The 18,670-nt window shown below is 55.3% G+C and carries 14 protein-coding genes; 4 read left to right on the top strand and 10 right to left on the bottom strand.

Translation table 11 applies throughout. The annotated features are described in order from the left end of the window. Positions 1-34: 34 nt before the first annotated feature. The 6 genes from baeR to BL249_RS14940 are packed head-to-tail and all read right to left on the bottom strand — an operon-like array spanning position 35 to position 11,031. Positions 35-742 carry an envelope stress response regulator BaeR gene (gene baeR, locus BL249_RS14965; RefSeq protein ID WP_099705680.1) on the bottom strand — a complete coding sequence of 236 codons (708 nt, stop codon included), beginning with the start codon at positions 740-742 and terminating at the stop codon, positions 35-37. Positions 743-783: 41 nt separating this feature from the next. Beyond that, a complete protein-coding gene (gene baeS / locus BL249_RS14960; protein ID WP_099716803.1) occupies positions 784-2,163 on the bottom strand; it encodes an envelope stress sensor histidine kinase BaeS in 1,380 nt (459 codons plus the stop codon). Next, positions 2,163-3,599, bottom strand: coding sequence for a multidrug transporter subunit MdtD (gene mdtD / locus BL249_RS14955; protein WP_099705679.1), 1,437 nt, complete (start codon positions 3,597-3,599; stop codon positions 2,163-2,165). Before mdtD ends, baeS begins: the two co-directional genes overlap by 1 nt. 9 nt (positions 3,600-3,608) lie before the next feature. Next, positions 3,609-6,683, bottom strand: coding sequence for a multidrug efflux RND transporter permease subunit MdtC (gene mdtC / locus BL249_RS14950; RefSeq protein WP_099705678.1), 3,075 nt, complete (start codon positions 6,681-6,683; stop codon positions 3,609-3,611). Continuing rightward, the gene (locus tag BL249_RS14945) at positions 6,683-9,799 is read right to left on the bottom strand and encodes an MdtB/MuxB family multidrug efflux RND transporter permease subunit (protein ID WP_099705677.1); all 3,117 of its coding nucleotides are present in this window, start codon (positions 9,797-9,799) and stop codon (positions 6,683-6,685) included. The genes mdtC and BL249_RS14945 overlap by 1 nt, the downstream gene beginning before the upstream one ends. After that, positions 9,799-11,031 (bottom strand): MdtA/MuxA family multidrug efflux RND transporter periplasmic adaptor subunit, encoded by a 1,233-nt coding sequence (locus tag BL249_RS14940; RefSeq protein ID WP_099705715.1) that lies wholly within the window; start codon positions 11,029-11,031, stop codon positions 9,799-9,801. Before BL249_RS14940 ends, BL249_RS14945 begins: the two co-directional genes overlap by 1 nt. Before the next feature lie 236 nt (positions 11,032-11,267). Here BL249_RS14940 and BL249_RS14935 point away from each other — a divergent pair, with 236 nt between their 5' ends. Continuing rightward, entirely contained in the window at positions 11,268-12,230 is a 963-nt protein-coding gene (locus tag BL249_RS14935; RefSeq protein WP_099705676.1) for an aldo/keto reductase, read from the top strand. 29 nt (positions 12,231-12,259) lie between these two features. Here the strand turns inward: BL249_RS14935 and yegD are convergent, their stop codons facing one another. Both yegD and BL249_RS14925 read right to left on the bottom strand, forming a co-directional pair. Beyond that, the gene (yegD, locus tag BL249_RS14930) at positions 12,260-13,624 is read right to left on the bottom strand and encodes a molecular chaperone (RefSeq protein ID WP_099705675.1); all 1,365 of its coding nucleotides are present in this window, start codon (positions 13,622-13,624) and stop codon (positions 12,260-12,262) included. A gap of 122 nt (positions 13,625-13,746) precedes the next feature. Then, positions 13,747-14,370 (bottom strand): phosphatase PAP2 family protein, encoded by a 624-nt coding sequence (locus BL249_RS14925; protein WP_099705714.1) that lies wholly within the window; start codon positions 14,368-14,370, stop codon positions 13,747-13,749. 255 nt (positions 14,371-14,625) lie between these two features. Between BL249_RS14925 and udk the strand changes: the two genes are divergently transcribed. From udk to asmA, 3 genes are read left to right on the top strand one after another with little or no spacing between them, the layout of a single operon-like run. Continuing rightward, positions 14,626-15,273, top strand: a complete 648-nt coding sequence (gene udk / locus BL249_RS14920) for a uridine kinase (RefSeq protein WP_099705674.1) — start codon at positions 14,626-14,628, stop codon at positions 15,271-15,273. A gap of 46 nt (positions 15,274-15,319) precedes the next feature. Further along, positions 15,320-15,901: a dCTP deaminase gene (gene dcd, locus BL249_RS14915; protein ID WP_099705673.1), complete on the top strand. Its 582-nt coding sequence runs from the start codon at positions 15,320-15,322 to the stop codon at positions 15,899-15,901. Positions 15,902-15,919: 18 nt separating this feature from the next. Further along, positions 15,920-17,734 carry an outer membrane assembly protein AsmA gene (gene asmA, locus BL249_RS14910; protein WP_099705672.1) on the top strand — a complete coding sequence of 605 codons (1,815 nt, stop codon included), beginning with the start codon at positions 15,920-15,922 and terminating at the stop codon, positions 17,732-17,734. A gap of 184 nt (positions 17,735-17,918) precedes the next feature. On the opposite strand, the gene BL249_RS19035 is transcribed toward asmA, so the two are convergent. Continuing rightward, on the bottom strand, positions 17,919-18,077 hold the full coding sequence (locus tag BL249_RS19035) for a hypothetical protein (RefSeq protein ID WP_158233089.1): 159 nt from the start codon (positions 18,075-18,077) through the stop codon (positions 17,919-17,921). Between the two features lie 429 nt (positions 18,078-18,506). Continuing rightward, a partial coding sequence (locus BL249_RS14905; protein WP_241898819.1) for an IS1 family transposase occupies positions 18,507-18,670 on the bottom strand: 164 nt, incomplete at its 5' end.

Genomic DNA, 18,670 nt, shown 5'->3' with positions numbered 1-18,670 from the left:
CGGCAGGCGCATCTTTGCTGCAGATCAATGTTGTTCAGATCATCCGGCAGATATCTGCTTCCCAGCGATAGCCTATGCCATAGACTGCGCGAATAAATGACTGGCCGGCATCCAGCGATTCCAGCTTACGCCGCAAATTCTTAATATGACTGTCGATGGTACGATCGGTGACCACCCGGTAATCGTCATATAAATGATTCAGCAGCTGTTCCCGGCTAAACACTTTGCCCGGCTGCTGTGACAGGGTTTTTAGCAGACGAAACTCTGCCGGCGTTAGATCGAGGGGCTGGCTGTCCCAGCTGGCGAGAAAACGGCTCTCATCTACCACCAGCGGCGACTGCTTTTGCGCTTCCGGCATGGCGCGATGAACCCGCTTTAAGATGGTTTTCACCCGCGCCACCGCTTCCCGCGGGCTGAACGGTTTACAGATATAGTCATCGGCGCCGATTTCCAGACCGAGCAGGCGATCGATTTCTTCCGTTTTAGCGGTAACCATGATGATCGGCAGGTCGGAAAACCGGCGAATTTCCCGGCACAGCGTCAGGCCATCGGTGCCGGGTAGCATCAGGTCGAGCATCAGCAGATCCGGCGGCGTTGTATGAATAAAATCCAGCACCTGGTCGCCGCGCAGCAGGTGGTGACTGCGGTAACTGGCTGCTTGCAGGTAATCTACCAGCAGCTGGCCAAGCTTAGGTTCATCCTCCACCACCAGAACCAGCGGTGCTTGTTGTTGTTCACTCATCCTCAGCTTTCCTGTCTCGATGGTCAGGCCCGTTAATAATGTTAGCCAGGAAAGTGTACCTCAATCCGCAGACCACCTAAATCTGAGTGCGCGGCGCTGATTTTTCCGTCATGGGCCTCGACGATGTTCTGACAAATAGCCAGACCAAGGCCGGAACCGCCGCTGGCGCGACTGCGCGATGCTTCGCTGCGAAAGAAGCGTTGAAAAATCTGTTGCAGGTGCGGGTCGCTGACGCCGGGGGGCGTATCGTCAAAACTGAGCAACCAGCCGCTGGCTGCCGGACTTAGCCTGATACGCAGCTGACCGCCGGCATCACTGTAACGCAGGCTGTTTTCCAGCAGGTTGGTCAATAACTGGAAAAGCCGATCCGGGTCGCCAAACAGAGGGGCCGATGCAGGCAAATACATCTCCAGCCGGATCTGCTGGCTGCTGAACCTGTCACGAAATGCACCGGTGGTCATTTCCAGCAGGGCGACAAGGTCGATATTTTTTTTGCGATAGGCCAGCGCACCTTCATCAGACAGCGAAAGCTGATGCAGATCCTCCACCAGCTTGGTCAGGGTGGCTACTTCGCTTTGCAGAGAGAGGATGGACGCCGGCGTGAGTTTACGCACGCCATCCTGTAAGGCTTCAAGCTCACCACGCAGGATAGCCAGCGGGGTACGCAGTTCATGAGAAATGTCCGCCATAAATGCGCGGCGCATATGCTCATTTTTTTCCAGGGTGCCCGCCAGCCGGTTGAAATCCTGTGCCAGCCGCCCCAGCTCATCCTGGCTGCTGACGGTCACCCGACTGGCAAAGTTGCCGGCAGAGAGCTGATGGGTGCCTTGCACCAGTCGTTTCACCGGCGCCAGCAGACCGCGTGATAATAGCCAGGTGACCAGCGCCGCCAGCAGGGTTGCCAGCGCAACGATTATCCAGCTGGTGTGGCGCTGTTGCAGATCGAAATTGATATCTGCGCTGCGTGTCAGACGCTCCACCGGGGTACTGACGACCCAGCCTGCCACCTCGCCGTTTTCGGTTTTAATCGCGTGGCGCGGGCCGTCTGTCGGCGGGGCTGAATGCGGGCCGACGATAACATTATGCTGCGGGTCCAGCACCCAGAACATGGTGCGCCAGCCGTGTGGCGGAAAGGGATTATTGGCATCCGGATTCTGTTCGAATGAGCGCAACATACGAAATACCAGCCGATCATCTTTGCGCAGAAAGGCCCAGTTATTGTTGTGCTGCTGATATTGCTCCGCCAGCGCGTCGCTTAACAGGCTAATGCGTTGTTCATTTCCGCGTTTAATATAATCGATAAACCCCTGTTCGAAGCTGAGGCGCACCACCCAGTGCATCAGGAACAGAATCAGCATGCAGGTGGAAAAAATGGCGATAAAAAGCTTGGCGCTGATACCGAGGCGCAATTTTTTCAGCATTATTTCCCCCTTTTATGCTGGACCAGCACCGTGTTTTTACTGACATTTTTAGGCACGCGAAGAAATATCAATGCCGGCAGGGCAATGATCAACGCAATGCAAAACCAGCTTTTGATAAAGGCCAGATGGATATCTGCCGGGCCGGCCAGGGTCTGATGAGCGAACGCCCCGAGAATGATGCCGGCAATGGTCACGCCTATGCTCATGGTCAGCTGTTGAGACATGGACATCATGCTGTTACCGCTGCTGGCCAGTTGTTCCGGTAATTCTTTTAGCGTCAGGGTGTTCATAGCGGAAAAACGCACCCCGTTAATCATCCCCTGTAAAAACAGCACCGGTGGCAGCAGCCATGGCAGATGCAGCAGGGCACTGACGGGAAACATCAACACAACCAGCGCCAGTGCTAGGGTACTGCCGGTCAGGGTATTACGGTAGCCAAAATAATTAACCAGTTGCACAACCAGCCGCTTTATACTCATGTTGCCAAGCACCATTGGGATCATCATCAGACCGGCATGAAATGGCGTGAAGCCCATAGCAATTTGCAGAAATAGCGGTGCCATAAATGGCAACATTGCGCTACCAATACGGCCGCTAAAGCTGCCCGCCAGCCCGATTGAAAAAATCGGCTGTTTAAATAATTTCAGACTGAACAACGCATTATCATTGCCTCGTGCGTGCCATAAATAGAGCAGAACGGCGCTTACTCCGACCATAACCTGCACACTGACCCACAGGCTGTTGACGGCGGCTTGTTGGTGAGCGTCCAGTGCCAGCGTCAGGGTAGCCATGGCGAGAGCTAAAAGGAAAAAACCTTTAAAATCAAAACGTCCTGGCGGCAGGGAAATATTCGGCAGTAACCATAACGTGGCGACTGCGCCAATCAGGCCTACCGGCAGGTTAATTAAAAATATCCAGTGCCAGCTGGCATATTCAACCAGCAGACCGCCCAGCGCCGGTCCCAGTAACGGGCCAATCTGGCCCGGCAGGGTTACCAGCGTCATGGCTGACATGTACTGTTCACGTGGTACCAGCTTCATCACCGTCAGCCGGCCTACCGGCACCATCATTGCGCCGCCAATCCCCTGAATCACCCGGGCTAGCAATAACTGGTGTAGCGTGGTTGCGGCAGCACAAAACAGTGAACCGACGCTGAACAGGACAATCGCGCTGAAAAAAACGTTACGGACACCGAAGCGATCGGCCAGCCAGCCGCTAAGCGGCAGGGTTACTGCAACCGTCAGCACATAGGCGACAATCACTGAATGCATGTGCAGCGGATTTTGTTGCAGACTATGGGCCATGGCCGGCAGCGCAGTATTCACAATGGTGGTGTCCAGGGTTTGCATAAAAAACCCGATGGTGACGATCCACAATTGCCAGCGCAGGCGGGGTGATGAGACGGCCTGTGTCGCTGACCGATCCGGTTTATCCATTGCGCATCCTCACTTCAGTACCGGGATGTCAGCTTTGCGCCGCCGGCGCCGTAGCTTATCCATATAAAGGTAAACCACCGGCGTGGTGTATAGCGTCAGCAGCTGGCTCATCACCAGTCCCCCGACAATGGTGATGCCAAGAGGCTGGCGCAACTCGGCACCATCGCCGTGACTTAGCGCCAGCGGCAGAGCGCCAAACAGGGCGGCCAGGGTGGTCATCAGGATGGGACGAAAACGCATCAGGCTGGCCTGAAAAATAGCATCACGGGCGCTGAGCTGCCCTGAGCGCTGGGCGACGAGGGCAAAATCAACCATCATAATGGCGTTCTTTTTGACAATGCCTATCAGCAATAAAATACCAATTAAGGCGATAAGGCTGAACGGGGTAGCAAACAGGATTAGCGCCAGCAGGGCGCCAACCCCGGCCGACGGCAGGGTTGAAAGAATGGTCAGAGGATGGACGTAACTTTCATAAAGTATTCCCAGCACGATATAGACGCTGGCGATGGCGGCAAACATCAGTAACAGCTGGTTACCCTGCGACTGTTCATAGGCTTGTGCAGTGCCGGCAAAGGAGCCACGGATGCTGGCCGGGACGCCGAGCGCAGTCATGGTCCGTTCGATGGCAGCAGAGGCCGCCGACAGCGTACCGCCTTCCGGCAGATTGAAGGAGAGGGTGGTGGCGGCGGAAAGCCCTTCATGATCCACTGATAACGGCGCATTAGCCGGCTGCCAGCGCGAAAAGGCGGAAAGCGGGATCGCTTTGCCTTGATTGTTAATGACAAACATCTGAGTCAGTGCGCTGACATCCCTGGTATAACGCGGCGCCACCTCCAGCACCACTTTATACTGGTTGACCGGCTGATAGATGGTGGAAATTTGTCGCTGACCAAAGGCGTTGTTCAGTAAGGCGTTGGTTTGTTCGGTGCTGATACCCAGCCGTGCCATGGCGTCACGGTCATAGATTAGCGCCAGTTCCGCGCCTTTATCCTGCTGATCAGAATTGACATCAGCCAGTTGCGGTAACTGTGAAAATGCCTGGCGTATTTTCGGTCCCCAGTGGCGCAGGTCCGTCAGGTTATCCGAAAGCAGGGTGTACTGATAGCCGGCGTTAGATTCACGGCCACCCAGGTGAAGATCCTGCTCGGCCATCAGGTAGAGGTTGGCACCAGGTTCCCTGGCCAGTTTCTGTCGCAGTCGGCTGATAACCGCCTGCGCACTGTCATGACGTACGGCCAGCGGTTTCAGGGCAACAAACATTAAGCCGCTGTTACTGCGCGACCCGCCGGTAAAGCCGACCACGCTATTCACCGCCGGATCGGCGCGGACAATGGTCATAAAATTTTCCAGCTTACTGCGCATAGCCTGAAAGGAGATACTCTGATCGGCCTGAATAAATCCCAGCAGGCGACCGGTATCCTGCTCCGGCATAAAGGTTTTTGGCACCACAATATAAAGCCAGATAGTCAGGCCAATAGTGGTGACAAACAGGGCCAGTATCCAGCGGGCATGATTAAGCACCCAGTTAAGTGAGCGTGCATAGCCCTGTTGCAGGCGGTGAGTCAGCCGGCCAAAGCCGCGGATACGTCGCTGACTGCGTGCCTGCTGCGGACGCAGCAATCTGGCGCACAGCATCGGGGTCAGGGTGACGGAAAGCAACATTGAGATGGCAATAGCCACCGACAGCGTAACGGCAAACTCGGTGAAGAAACGCCCGATCAGATCGCCAATCAGCACCAGCGGCAAAAATACCGCAATCAGCGACAGGCTCATTGACAGTACGGTAAAGCCAACTTCGCGAGTGCCCTGTAGTGCCGCCTGTAGCGGTTTTAATCCGGCTTCAATATGGCGGGAGATATTCTCCAGCACCACGATAACATCATCCACCACAAAACCGGTGGCGATTGTCAGGGCCATCAGTGACAGATTATTGAGGCTAAATCCGCACAGGTACATGGCAGCAAAGGTGCCAATCAGTGATACCGGCACTGCCACCGCCGGTATCAGCGTTGCCCGCCCGTTGCGCAAAAAACTAAACACCACCAGTACCACCAGCGCAACGGCGATCGCCAGCGATCGTTCCACCTCGTGCAGTGACGCCCGGATAGTGGGGGAGCGATCCTGTGCCAGACCAAGATGAATGGCCGCCGGAAGACTGTCGCGCACCGCCGGTAAGGCGGCGCGAATACGGTCGACGGTTTCAATCACATTGGCGTCGGGGGCTTTACGGATCAGCATTAATACCGCCGGTTTCGCATCTGCCATGCCGGCGTTGCGTACATCCTGTACTGAATCGGTGACGCGGGCGACATCCTGCAGGCGGACCGCCGCCCCCTGATGATAATGCACAATCAGCGGCATATAATCTTCCGCTTTTATCAGCGCATCATTGGTTTTTAACTGCCAGCGTTGATTGTTGTCTTCAATGGCGCCCTGAGGACGACGCTGATTGGCGTTGCTGATGGCTTCCCGCACCGCATCCAGCGAAACGCCCTGGTTAAATAATGCTTGTGGATTCAGATCCACTCTTACTGCCGGCAGTGAGCTGCCGCCAACGGTTACGTCACCGACGCCTTGCACCTGCAACAGCTTTTGCGCCACCTGAGTGGAGGCAAAATCGTAAAGCTGGCCGGTATTATAGGTTTCCGAGGTTAACGTCATTATCATGACGGGGGCATCGGAAGGATTAACTTTACGGTAGGTCGGACGATTAGGCATGCCGCTGGGTAGCAAGCTTTGTGCTGCGTTCAGTGCAGCCTGTACGTCACGGGCGGCACCGTTAATATCACGGTCAAAGTCGAAAACCAGAATCACCCGGGTACTGCCCAGTGAGCTGGTGGATGTCATTTCGCTGACGCCGGCAATGCGGCCCAGCGCCCGTTCCAGCGGGGTGGCAACCGATGAGGCCATGGTTTCCGGTGCGGCACCGGGCAGGTTTGCGCTGACCACAATTACCGGAAAATCAACCTGTGGTAACGGCGCTACCGGCAACAAACGAAAACCGAGCAGACCGGCCATCACAATGGCCAGGGTCAGCAACAGCGTGGCCACCGGCCGATGGATAAACAGCGCAAAAAACGGCATCAGGCCTCCTGCTGTGGCGACTGACGGCGGCGGCCGTTTGCCAGACGGTCAAACAGCAGATAGATCACCGGGGTGGTAAACAGGGTCAGAATCTGGCTGACAATCAGGCCTCCGACCATGGCAATCCCCAGCGGCCGGCGCAGTTCTGCACCGATTCCCGTCGCCAGCATCAGCGGCAGGGCGCCGAGCAGCGCCGCCAGCGTGGTCATCAGAATGGGGCGAAAACGCAGCAGGCAGGCCTGGTAGATCGCTTCACGTGCCGTCATGGCCTGTTCACGTTCCGCCGCCAGGGCGAAATCGATCATCATAATGGCGTTTTTCTTAACGATACCAATCAGCAAAATAATGCCGATAATGGCAATAACATCGAGCTCACTGCCACTGATTAACAGCGCCAGCAGCGCGCCAACGCCGGCCGTTGGCAGGGTGGACAGAATAGTGATCGGATGAATGAAGCTTTCATACAAAATCCCCAGCACGATATACATAGCCACTATTGCGGCGATCACCAGCCAGACCGTGCTGGATAATGCACTTTCAAAGGCCAGCGTGCTGCCCTGAAAGCGGGTCATGATTTCTGCCGGCATTGCCAGTGACTGTTCGGCATTGCTGATGGCGGCTACCGCGTCGCCCAGAGAATAGCCGGCGGCGACATTAAATGACAATGTGGTTGCCGGAAACTGGTCGAGATGGTTAATGGTCAGGGCACCATGGCGCTGATCGATGCTGGCGATAGCACTGAGCGGTACGATGCTACCGTCACTGCTTTTCAGCCGCACATTGCCCAGCGCAGACAGGCCTGGTGTGCTGCCGGTATCCTGTTCCAGTACCACACGATACTGGTTGGCCTGGGTATAGATAGTTGAAATCAGCCGCTGACCGAACGCGTCATACAGGGCATTATCTACCGCGGCCATGGTGATGCCGAGGCGGCTGGCGTTATCACGGTCTACCCGGATATACGCTTCCAGACCCTTATCCTGCCAGTCGCTACTGATATCTTTCAGTTGGGGAAGCTGATGCAGTTTTTCTAGCAGCGGCGGTACCCAGCGGCTCAGTGACGTCAGTGAACCTGCCTGTAACGTGAACTGATACTGAGTACGGCTTAGCTGGGTATCAATCGTCAGATCCTGTACTGGCTGCAGATAGAGCGTCATGCCCGGCAGGCGGGAAACCTGATGCTGCAAGCGGGTGATCACCGTCTGCATGCTGTCATGGCGCTGACTCAGCGGGCGCAGGTTTATCTGCAGGCGGCCACTGTTAAGCGCAGGGTTCACGCCGTCGACGCCGCCAAAGGCGGCAACACTCTGTACTGCCGGATCTTTCATGACGATGGAGGCCACTTCCTGCTGACGCTGAGCCATTTTTTGCCATGAGATATCCTGGGGGGCCTGTAATGTACCCTGAATAATGCCGTTATCCTGCAGCGGGAAGAAACCTTTCGGAATAAATATCCACAGCACAATACTCAGCAGTAAGGTGCTGAGCGCGACGCCAAGCGTCAGCCATGGATGGTTGAGTACCCGTACCAGCAGGCGGCCATAGCCGGCAATTACCCGGCTAAAAAAGGCCTCGCTGGCGCGGGAAAAACGGTTCTGATGGCGCAACGATTCGGCACGTAACAGCCGCGCGCACATCATCGGTGTCAGGGTCAGCGAGATCGCCGCTGAGATGAGAATAGCCACGGCAAGGGTAATGGCGAATTCACGAAACAGGCGGCCGACAATATCGCCCATAAATAGCAGCGGGATGAGCACCGCAATCAGTGAGAATGTCAGTGAAATAATGGTGAAGCCAATTTCCCCGGCACCCTTCAGGGTTGCATTGAGCGGACTGTCACCTCTTTCGATATAGCGCGAAATATTTTCAATGACCACGATGGCATCATCGACGACAAATCCGGTGGCAATAGTCAGGGCCATCAGCGTCAGGTTATTGACCGAAAATCCGAGAAAATACATTGCGGCAAAGGTGCCGATCAGCGACAGCGGTACTGCTACCGCCGGGATAATTGTCGCAGCAAGATTGCGTAAAAACAGATAGATAATCATGACCACCAGCGCCACCGCCAGCAGTAATTCAAACTGGGTATCGCTGACGGAGGCACGGATATTCCGGGTGCGATCGGTCAGTACATTTACTTCAACCGATTTAGGCAGCGAGGCGGTGAGGGCAGGCAGCATGCGCTGGATGCTGTCGGCGGTTTCAATGATATTGGCACCCGGCTGGCGCTGGATATTCAGTATAATGGCCGGTTGCCGGTTAGCCCAGGCACCGAGCCACAGATTTTCGGCGTCCTGTTCAATCGTGGCAACGTCACCCAGCCGTACCGGCGCGCCATTATGCCAGGCAATCACCAGACGGCGATAATCATCCGCTGAGGTCATTTGATCGTTGGCGGAAAGGGTAACGGCACGGGTCGGACCGTCGAGGCTGCCTTTGGCAGAATTAACGTTGGCATTGCTGATAGCGGTACGCAGGGTGTCGCTATCCAGTCCGAGGGCGGCAATTGCCGGGGCGTTCATCTTTACTCGCACCGCCGGGCGCTGGCCGCCGCCGAGGGTGACCAGACCAACGCCGGCCACCTGGGATATTTTCTGTGCGACCCGGGTTTCAACCATGTCCTGAACCTGAGTCAGCGGCATACTGCTGCTGGTAACCGCCAGCGTCATAATAGGCGGATCGGCCGGGTTAACTTTGCTGTAAACCGGGGGGTTGGGCAGATCGTTGGGCAACAGACTGGTGGCGGCGTTAATGGCCGCCTGAACTTCCTGTTCGGCGACGTCAAGCGGCAGCGTGAGCTCGAACTGTAAGGTAATGACGGAAGCGCCGCCGGCGCTCTGGGAGGCCATTTGCTTGAGTCCCGACATCTGACCGAACTGACGTTCCAGGGGCGCGGTGACCGACGAGGTCATCACATCCGGACTGGCGCCGGGATAGAATGTGGAAACCTGAATAGTGGGATAATCCACCTGAGGCAAGGCTGAAACCGGCAGCATACGGTAACCGATAAATCCTGCCAGCAGAATGGCAATCATCAGCAGGGTGGTGGCAACCGGCCGCAGAATAAACAGGCGTGAAGGTCCGCCGCCGTGAGCAGGAGAAGTAACCTGCATCAGTCACTCTCTCCTTTTACTGGCAGGCGTTTCGCCGCATTGTCTCCGGCGGTTTGTGCGGCAACCACCTCGACGCCGCTGCCATCCGTCAGGCGATCGACACCGTCGGTGACCACCCGATCCCCGGCATTGAGCCCGGCGCTGATCACGACAATGCGACTGTCCTGAATACCGGTGGTAACCTGTTTTTTACTGACTTTATTGTCGCTGTTTATTACCCAGACAAAATGGCCTTCATTGCCCATTTGCAACGCGCTGGTGGGGATCACCAGCGCATTCTGTAAGGTATTTATTTTCAGGCGGGCGTTGACAAACTGGTTGGGAAACAGGGCATCGTTGTCGTTGGTAAAGCGCGCCTTCAGCTTAAGGGTGCCGGTAGTAGTATCGATTTGATTATCCATGCTCAGCAGGCTGCCGCTGGCGAGCAGCGTCTGATTACCGCGATCCCAGGCTTCAACACTCAGCACGTTACCGGCTTTTCGGGCGGCGACAATATCACTGATATCGTTTTCAGGTACGCTGAATACGACATCAACCGGGTGCGTCTGGGTGATGACCACAATACCGTTGCTGTCCGCACTGGAAATGTAGTTGCCGACATCCACCTGACGCAGGCCGACGCGTCCGGCGATCGGGGCGCTAATACGGCTGTAATCCAGATTGAGCTGGGCGCTGGCGACGCTGCCCTGATCTGCCGTGATGCTGCCGAGCGTTTCAGCGACCAGCGCGCGTTTCGTGTCGACATCCTGGGCGGCAACCAGATGGGTTTTAGCCAGTTGCTGATAACGTGACAGATCGCGTCTGGCGTTAGCCAGGGTTGCCTGATCCTTTGCCAGCTGCCCCCTGGCCTGCATTAGGGCAACCTGGAACGGCCGCGGATCAATTTCTGCCAGCAGCTGGCCGGCCTGGACATATTCACCTTCATGGAAATGTATCGCCTGCAGATACCCTTCAACCCGACTGCGCACCGTTACGGTGCCGGCCGCGTTGACGGTGCCCAGGCCGCTGATATAGCGTGGTACACTCTGCTGCTGTACGCTGGCCGCCTGAACCGGCGGCAGACTGGCCATGGCGCCACGACGGCCACCTTTATTTTTGCTTTTATTGGTTGGGGCGTCAGCAGGTTGTTTATCGCCTGAATGAAGGTGCATCCAGCCGTAAAGTCCACCGAAAATCAGAACGACAATAAGGATCAGAAGTCCGGTTTTTGTCGAGCGACGTAAGCCGTTCATGGTAATCATTTCTCTCCTGAGAGTCATAATAAATCCGGAGATGCTGCTGATCAGGCCATATCCCTGGTGAGTGTAAACTGCGCAACGCGCCAAAAAATGAAGGAATTAAGGATAACGATTAGATTACTGTAAGTCTTGCACTGCAACCTCAATAGGCATGTGCTTTCCTGCAAAACGACAATAAAAAGTGTAGCTATGCTAAGCGATGGCAAAATCGTAATCACAGGAGGGTAATAATGAGTAAGCTAACACAGCGTCAGTTAGGCAGGAGTCATATCAGCGTGCCGCCGTTAACCTTTGGCGGCAATGTCTTTGGCTGGACAGTCGACCAGAACAACGCTTTTAGCCTGCTGGACGCACTGGTGGACCGGGGGCTGAATTTTATTGATACGGCAGACTGTTATTCACGCTGGGCCGAGGGTAATCAGGGCGGTGAATCAGAAACGATTATTGGGAACTGGTTAAAAAAGACCGCTAATCGCGACAAAATTATTCTGGCGACCAAGGTGGGGATGGACATGGGAGAAGGTCGTAGCGGACTGAGCGGTAAATATATCCGTCAGGCGATCGACGCATCGCTACGCCGCTTGCAAACCGACTACGTTGACCTTTATCAGGCTCACTGTGATGACCCGCATACCCCGTTACTGGAAACGCTGGAAACCTTCGATGCGCTGATTGCCGAAGGAAAAGTCCGCATTATCGGTGCTTCAAATTATACGGCTGAACGCCTGACGCAGGCGCTGAAAATCAGTGAGAACCAGGGGCTGGCGCGTTATGAAACGCTGCAACCGGAATACAATCTTTACGATCGCAGTCGCTATGAAGGTGAGCTGGAAGCAGTGGCAAAAAATAACGGGCTGGCAGTGATTAATTATTATTCGTTGGCCAGCGGCTTTCTGAGCGGCAAGTATCGCCACGCTGAGGATGCCGCTAAAAGCAAACGAGGTCAGGGCGTGGTGGAAAAATATCTTAATCCGCGTGGACTGCGTATTCTTGCTGCGCTTGATGCGGTGGCGCAAGCGCATAATGCCTCACCAACGCAGGTTGCGCTGGCCTGGCAAATTGCCAGACCGGGGATCACCGCACCGATTGTGAGCGCCACCTCCGTTAGTCAGCTCGATGAGCTGGTAAAAGCCACCCGCCTGACACTCAGCGACCAGCAGATTGCCTTGCTGGCGCAGGCCAGCGCCGGGTGACTGGCAGGTGACGCTGACCTCAGGGGCTATCAGCCGGCTGGCTTAGCGAATAGCAGATGTGCCCAGCGTGCCAGTCCGGCAGTCACAGAGGTGAAATCGTCCCCGTTAACCAGCGGTGTCTGTGGTAAGAGCTGAGACACCGCAGTACGTAACAGCGGTGAACGGGCGCTTCCGCCGGTGAGATAGACCACGTCGGGCGGCGTTTTGCTGCAGGCCAGTGCCAGCGTAATCTGCTCACGTATTCGTGCCAGTGGCAGTGCGATAGCCTGTTCCAGCTGCTGTTGTGTTATTAATGTGCTGAGTTGCGGAGCGATAAACGCCAGACTGGCGTGAGTTGCCGCCTGTTGCGACAGGGCCATTTTGCTCTCTTCAGCAACCTGTACCAGGCGATGGCTCAGGCGCTGCTGCCACACTGTTAGCAGATATTGCACTTTCTCTGCATGCCGGGCATCACGAATTAATGTTTGCAAAAACCGCCGATTATGCGCGGCATAAAAATCGTTTTGCGCCGGGACATCGTTAATGGCCACCGCATTCCACCATGGTAAAGCGGGCAGGGCACTGCCTGTGCGGGTGTGGCCACCGGCGCCCAGTAATGGCATCAGTTGTTTGAATGCCAGCATAATATCGAGGTCGTTTCCACCAACGCGACAGCCGCTATGGCCCAGCAGGCTGGCGCTGCGATCGGTTTTTTGTCGCCAGCCAGGCCCCATCAGTAAAAGCGAACAGTCGGTGGTACCGCCGCCGATATCAACCACCAGCACGCGTTTTTCCTCGCGCAGTGTGGCTTCATAATCCAGCCCCGCAGCCACCGGTTCGAACTGGAACGCCAGCTGGCGAAAGCCCGCACGGTGTGCCGCGCGCTGCAGTATCCCCAGCGCCTGCTGATTGGCTTGTTCACCCCCCAGCCCCTGAAAGTTAACCGGGCGGCCAATCACGGCGCCATCAATGGTGGTTTGTAATGCGGTTTCGGCCTGCTGGCGGATGTGTAGCATCATGGCGCAGACCAGATCTTCAAACAAAGCGATTTGCGCCGGTTGCAGTCCGCTGGCGCCAAGAAACGATTTGGGGGATTTTATGAACCAGCTTTCATCGGGATCGCGCGTATAGTGCGCCAGCGCGGCCAGGCCAAACTGAATACTGTTTGCCGCGACGTCAATGTCTTCTGCACGATTGTTGTTTAATGCGCGGCGCAGCAGCGCGGCGCTCTCTTTTTCCACAGCCGGCACCTGATGGTGGCGATACAGCCATTCGCTGACTGCATCACGCGCCGGCGCGCAGAGCATTGACGGCAGCAGCGGCGCGTGGTTTTCCAGCGGCAGCAGGCGCGGGCCGGCGTTTTCCATCACCGCCACTGAACAGTTAGCCGTACCATAGTCGAAGCCAATAAACATCCGCGCGTCCGTTGATAAACCACAGGGGGCTGGAGGGTAGCCTGGCGGGGCGTTAAGCGCAAGCCAGCAGCCCGCTCGGGTTTATGCTGCTGGAAAACATAAGGTGCTATCAGACCGGGAGGTTAGTTCCCTTGTCGCAGCAAGCGTTCCCGTGTCCAGGGATGTTCAATTCCGGCAATGTGTAGCGAAAGCTGGGTCAGAAACTGTTGCGTCGTGGCGATACGCCCGTGGCCGATGAGAATCAGGGGGATTGCCAGTGCGGCGCCCAGCTGGCGTAGCGAAAAGCCGTCAAGACGGGTATGGCGCTGGACGATGAGAAATCTGCTGCTCAGGGCGTAACCCAGCGCCAGTCCGGCGATAACTTCACTCGGGGAGTGATAATGCAGCACCAGCCGTGATACGCCGACCGCCAGCGGGATGAGATAGCCGATGCTAATCATAGCGCCGCGCCAGCGCTGGCGGGCGATGGGGTGACTCAGCAACCAGAACATGACCGGCCACAGGGTGGCTGACATGGTGCTGTGCCCGCTAAACCCGGTAAAATTAAACTGTGCACTGCCGATGCCAAAGCCGAGAAAAGCAATTTTTGACAGGCTGACAATCAACCCTGCCAGCCCGAATGTGATCAGCCAGTCCCAGGCGGTATAGCTGTTGCTGCTTTTAAACCAGATCATCAGAGCCAGAATCATGGCCGTCGGGAGCAGCAACATGCTGTCGCCAAAATAGGTCAGGGTTTTCCAGGACACATCACTTCCTTCTTCTTTTGCTAGCGTAGCCGACCGCACCGTGAGGCGGATAAGACGACTGTCGGATAAAACTGTGCGCTCAATCACATAACCAAAGTTTATGACTTTCATCCTGCCAGGGCTAACAGCGTAATCTGAAAAGCGTAATACCGCATTTTATCTGGCGCAGAAAGGGGGAAATCCCTATAATTGTCGCCGTTGGCTATCGGGCCATCTCTCCCATTCTCACCGTTTAGAAATCAGGTCGTTAATTGTATGACTGACAAGTCTCACCAATGCGTTATTGTAGGTATTGCTGGCGCATCCGCTTCCGGTAAAAGTCTTATTGCCAGTACGCTCTATCGCGAAGTGCGCGACAAAGTGGGAGATGAGCATATCGGCGTTATTCCCGAAGATGCTTACTATAAAGATCAAAGCCATCTGAGTATGGAAGAGCGTATTAAAACCAACTATGACCATCCCAGCGCGATGGATCATGATTTGCTGCTCAGACATTTACAAATGCTGAAGGCCGGTCAGGCGATAGATCTCCCGGTGTACAGTTATGTTGAGCATACCCGTACCGGTGAAATAGTGCGGCACCAGCCGAAAAAGGTGATTATTCTGGAAGGTATTCTGCTACTGACCGATGCGCGGCTGCGTCAGGAGATGAATTTTTCGATCTTTGTTGATACGCCGCTGGATATCTGCCTGATGCGGCGGATGAAACGCGATGTAAACGAGCGTGGACGCTCGATGGATTCGGTAATGTCGCAGTATCAGAAAACCGTCCGTCCGATGTTTTTGCAGTTTATTGAGCCATCAAAGCAATATGCCGATATTATCGTGCCGCGCGGCGGAAAAAATCGCATTGCTATCGATATTCTGAAGGCCAAAATCAATCAGTTTTTTGAACAGGATTAACCGGAATGCGGTCATCGCATCCTCAGACAAAGTCCGGAGTTGTTAAATGAGACTATGCGATCGTGATATTGAAGCCTGGCTGGATAATGGCAAACTGACAATCACGCCGCGTCCGCCGGTCGAGCGAATCAATGGCGCGACGGTGGATGTGCGTCTCGGTAATCGTTTTCGCACTTTCAGCGGACACACTGCTGCCTATATCGATCTGAGTGGCCCAAAGGATGAAGTCAGCGCCGCGCTTGATCGGGTGATGAGTGAAGAGATCGTACTGGCGGAAAACGAGGCGTTTTATCTTCATCCCGGCGAACTGGCGCTGGCGGTGACCTATGAATCGGTGACCTTGCCAGACGATCTGGTGGGCTGGCTTGACGGACGTTCTTCCCTGGCGCGCCTCGGTCTGATGGTGCACGTGACGGCGCACCGAATCGATCCGGGCTGGCAGGGGCGCATTGTGCTTGAGTTCTATAATTCAGGTAAGCTGCCTCTGGCACTGCGGCCCGGTATGCTGATTGGCGCGCTGAGCTTTGAGCCGCTTTCAGGTCCTGCGGCAAGGCCTTATAATCGTCGGCAGGACGCCAAATACCGCGACCAGCAGGGCGCAGTAGCAAGCAGAATTGATAAAGACTAACGCCTTTAAGAGGACGGCATGAGACGATTGATCACCACACTTGCCATTCTGGTGGTGGTGTTGGCCGCCGGGATGACCGCGCTGGTATTGCTGGTAAATCCTAACGACTTTCGTGGTTATATGGCGCGCAAGGTCGAAGAGCGTAGCGGCTATAAACTCACTATTGACGGTGATCTGCGCTGGCATGTCTGGCCACAGCTTAGCATTCTTTCCGGCCGGATGACGCTGGCAGCGCCTGGCGCGGCGCTACCGGTGGTCACGGCCGAAAACATGCGTCTTGATGTGCACTTACTGCCGCTGCTTTCTCACCAGCTGTCGGTTAAACAGGTTATGCTGAAAGGGGCGGTTTTGCGCCTGACGGCTGACAGCCAGAAACAGCGGCCGCAAGGGGCTCCGGCTGGACCTGGCGATCATAATGACGTGGTCGATTTCGATGACGACTGGTCCTATGATATTGCTAATCTGCAGCTGAGCGATAGCCTGGTTATCTGGCAACAGCCTGATGGTAATGAGTTAAATCTGCGTGGCGTCAATCTTTCGATGTCACAGGGATCGTCGCGTCAGGTGCATTTTGAACTCAGCAGCCAGCTCAGCCGCAATCTGCGTACGCTGCAATTTTCGCTGAACGGCGATATGGACGTCAGTCAGTATCCTGCGCGACTGTGGGCCAACCTCAGTGAAGCGCAGTATCAGCTTAATGGCCCTGATTTACCCGGCGATGGGGTTAAGGGGCAGGCGTCATTTCAGGCCGGCTGGCAGCGTGACGGTGAGCGCTTCAGCCTGAAAAATATTATGCTGAGCGCCAATGACAGCCAGATTGACGGTAGCGTCAGCGGCAGTCTGGCGGATTTCCCGCAGATTAATGCCACCCTGCATGCCACTAATCTGAATCTGGATACGCTGATGGGCGTGGCCGCGACGCCGCCAGGGCAGAATAAGGCCGCGCTAAGTCGTGGCCGGCCGCCGGTTATCGCCCAGCCCGCTATTTACCACAACGCTAACTCGCCGCTGAATAAGGTGGATGGCACGCTGGCCATCACCATGGATAATTTCCAGTGGCGGGGCCTGACATTTAATGAGGTCAAGCTTGCCGCGGTCAATCAAAAAGGGTTGCTGACGCTTGCGCACTTTTCCGGGAAAAACGCCGATGGCGCTTTTTCACTGCCGGCCACAATTAATATGCGTGGTCAGGACACCCTGGTCAGTATGCAGCCTGATATTCAGGGGCTGGACGTGGCTGCGTTGCTTAATGCTTTTCATTTGCCGGTGGTACTGAGTGGTAAACTGAATGTCCAGGGAGAACTTTCCGGTAAAGGATTGAGCCTGCAATCTGCCAGCCAGAACTGGCAGGGAAGTGCCAGTCTGCTACTGAAAGACGCTGAATTTTCCGGGCTGAATTTCGCCCGTATGATCCAGCAGGCGGCGCGCCGCAGCGACCCGGGGCTTCAGAGCAGTGAGCAGGAGGGGGCTGCCCGTTTAGACCAGCTGGCTGCCGACGCCACCCTGCATAACGGGGTGATTAGCCTGCAGGATCTGCGCGGGCAAAATACGGTTATGAATCTGCAGGGACAAGGGAGCGTCGACATTTTGCACCGCAGCAACGATATGACGTTTGCGATTACCGTCACCGGCGGCTGGCAGGGCAATAGCCCGCTGGTGCAGCGTCTGCAAAATACGCCGATCCCACTGAGAATTTATGGCAGCTGGAACAATCCCGCCTACTCGCTGCAGCTGGATGATGTAGTGCGCGATCGGCTAAAAGAAGAAGCCCTGAAACGTTTCAGACAGTGGCAGGATGACCAGAAAAAGCAGCAGGGCAGCGGTAAGCACTGATGTGGCCATAAATCGCTGGCCGCTTCGTCAGGACGGGGCGGCCAGGAGCAGAATACTGACCGTCTGAATCCGGTGATTAATTACTCAATCAATCCGCAATAAAAAGCGACCAATTGTCAGCTGCTGAGTGTGGGCAGCTACGCGCTGAAGCCTCTCCCTCCGCAGTCCGGTGACGGTGTGGTACTCACGCCTGTCCTCCAGTGGCAGAGAGCGAGGGGTAATCAGCCTCATCCAGCGGGATGGTGCCGCTGTTGCTCCAGCTGGCATCGGCGTTTTGCTGAATACCATGACTCGGATCCGACACTTCTCCTTCAACCGGCAGATTGCCGGCGCGCGCTTCCATTATGTCGCGCAGAGTGACAACCGCTTCCCGCGGGCCAAATTCTTCAGCAACATGTGCACGATAGCCAGCGGGTCTTCGCCACTTTGATTGGCAAGATTATCAGAAAATTTCGTTATTATTTCACCTGCTGATTATTCTCCTGCTTTACCAGAATCAGGATTAATCGTATAGGCGTTGTGATAGTGATGCGGGATACTAAATATCGCCAGCACGGGGAAGCTATTGCTAGTTCATATGGAATAAATCTGAAAAGAAATCGTTATAAGATATATGGATGTTGACTTTGTTGAGGCCGTCTGAATGCCATTTCTGGTTTACTGATAGTCTTATTCCTAAAAGCGGAATGGCATTTGGCCCGACTCTTGTAAACGGAGTAATTATAACTAGTATACCAACCAGTAAGACGGTGTCTGCGGGTGATGCCTCCAATTAGTAGAACATGTGTTTCTCGATAAACGCTCCAATGACTTTTTCGTGGATCTCAACTGAGCGCGAAAAGCAGATTGTTTTACGAGCCAACCGTTTAATGCGGGTGCGGAGCGTCAGGTTATTACGTTCAATGCGTTGGGTGAAAATTTTGCCCGTCAGATGCT

The sequence above is a fragment of the Erwinia sp. OLFS4 genome (genome assembly GCF_002752165.1).
Classification (GTDB): Bacteria; Pseudomonadota; Gammaproteobacteria; order Enterobacterales; family Enterobacteriaceae; genus Izhakiella.
This window is presented reverse-complemented; position numbering and strand designations above follow the sequence as displayed.

Excerpts from the sequence above, each read along its gene's own strand:
- baeR (WP_099705680.1), bottom strand. The coding sequence starts at position 742 with ATGAGTGAACAACAACAAGCACCGCTGGTTCTGGTGGTGGAGGATGAA.
- baeS (WP_099716803.1), bottom strand. The coding sequence starts at position 2,163 with ATGCTGAAAAAATTGCGCCTCGGTATCAGCGCCAAGCTTTTTATCGCC.
- mdtD (WP_099705679.1), bottom strand. The coding sequence starts at position 3,599 with ATGGATAAACCGGATCGGTCAGCGACACAGGCCGTCTCATCACCCCGC.
- mdtC (WP_099705678.1), bottom strand. The coding sequence starts at position 6,683 with ATGCCGTTTTTTGCGCTGTTTATCCATCGGCCGGTGGCCACGCTGTTG.
- BL249_RS14945 (WP_099705677.1), bottom strand. The coding sequence starts at position 9,799 with ATGCAGGTTACTTCTCCTGCTCACGGCGGCGGACCTTCACGCCTGTTT.
- BL249_RS14940 (WP_099705715.1), bottom strand. The coding sequence starts at position 11,031 with ATGAACGGCTTACGTCGCTCGACAAAAACCGGACTTCTGATCCTTATT.
- BL249_RS14935 (WP_099705676.1), top strand. The coding sequence starts at position 11,268 with ATGAGTAAGCTAACACAGCGTCAGTTAGGCAGGAGTCATATCAGCGTG.
- yegD (WP_099705675.1), bottom strand. The coding sequence starts at position 13,624 with ATGTTTATTGGCTTCGACTATGGTACGGCTAACTGTTCAGTGGCGGTG.
- udk (WP_099705674.1), top strand. The coding sequence starts at position 14,626 with ATGACTGACAAGTCTCACCAATGCGTTATTGTAGGTATTGCTGGCGCA.
- dcd (WP_099705673.1), top strand. The coding sequence starts at position 15,320 with ATGAGACTATGCGATCGTGATATTGAAGCCTGGCTGGATAATGGCAAA.
- asmA (WP_099705672.1), top strand. The coding sequence starts at position 15,920 with ATGAGACGATTGATCACCACACTTGCCATTCTGGTGGTGGTGTTGGCC.
- BL249_RS19035 (WP_158233089.1), bottom strand. The coding sequence starts at position 18,077 with ATGGAAGCGCGCGCCGGCAATCTGCCGGTTGAAGGAGAAGTGTCGGAT.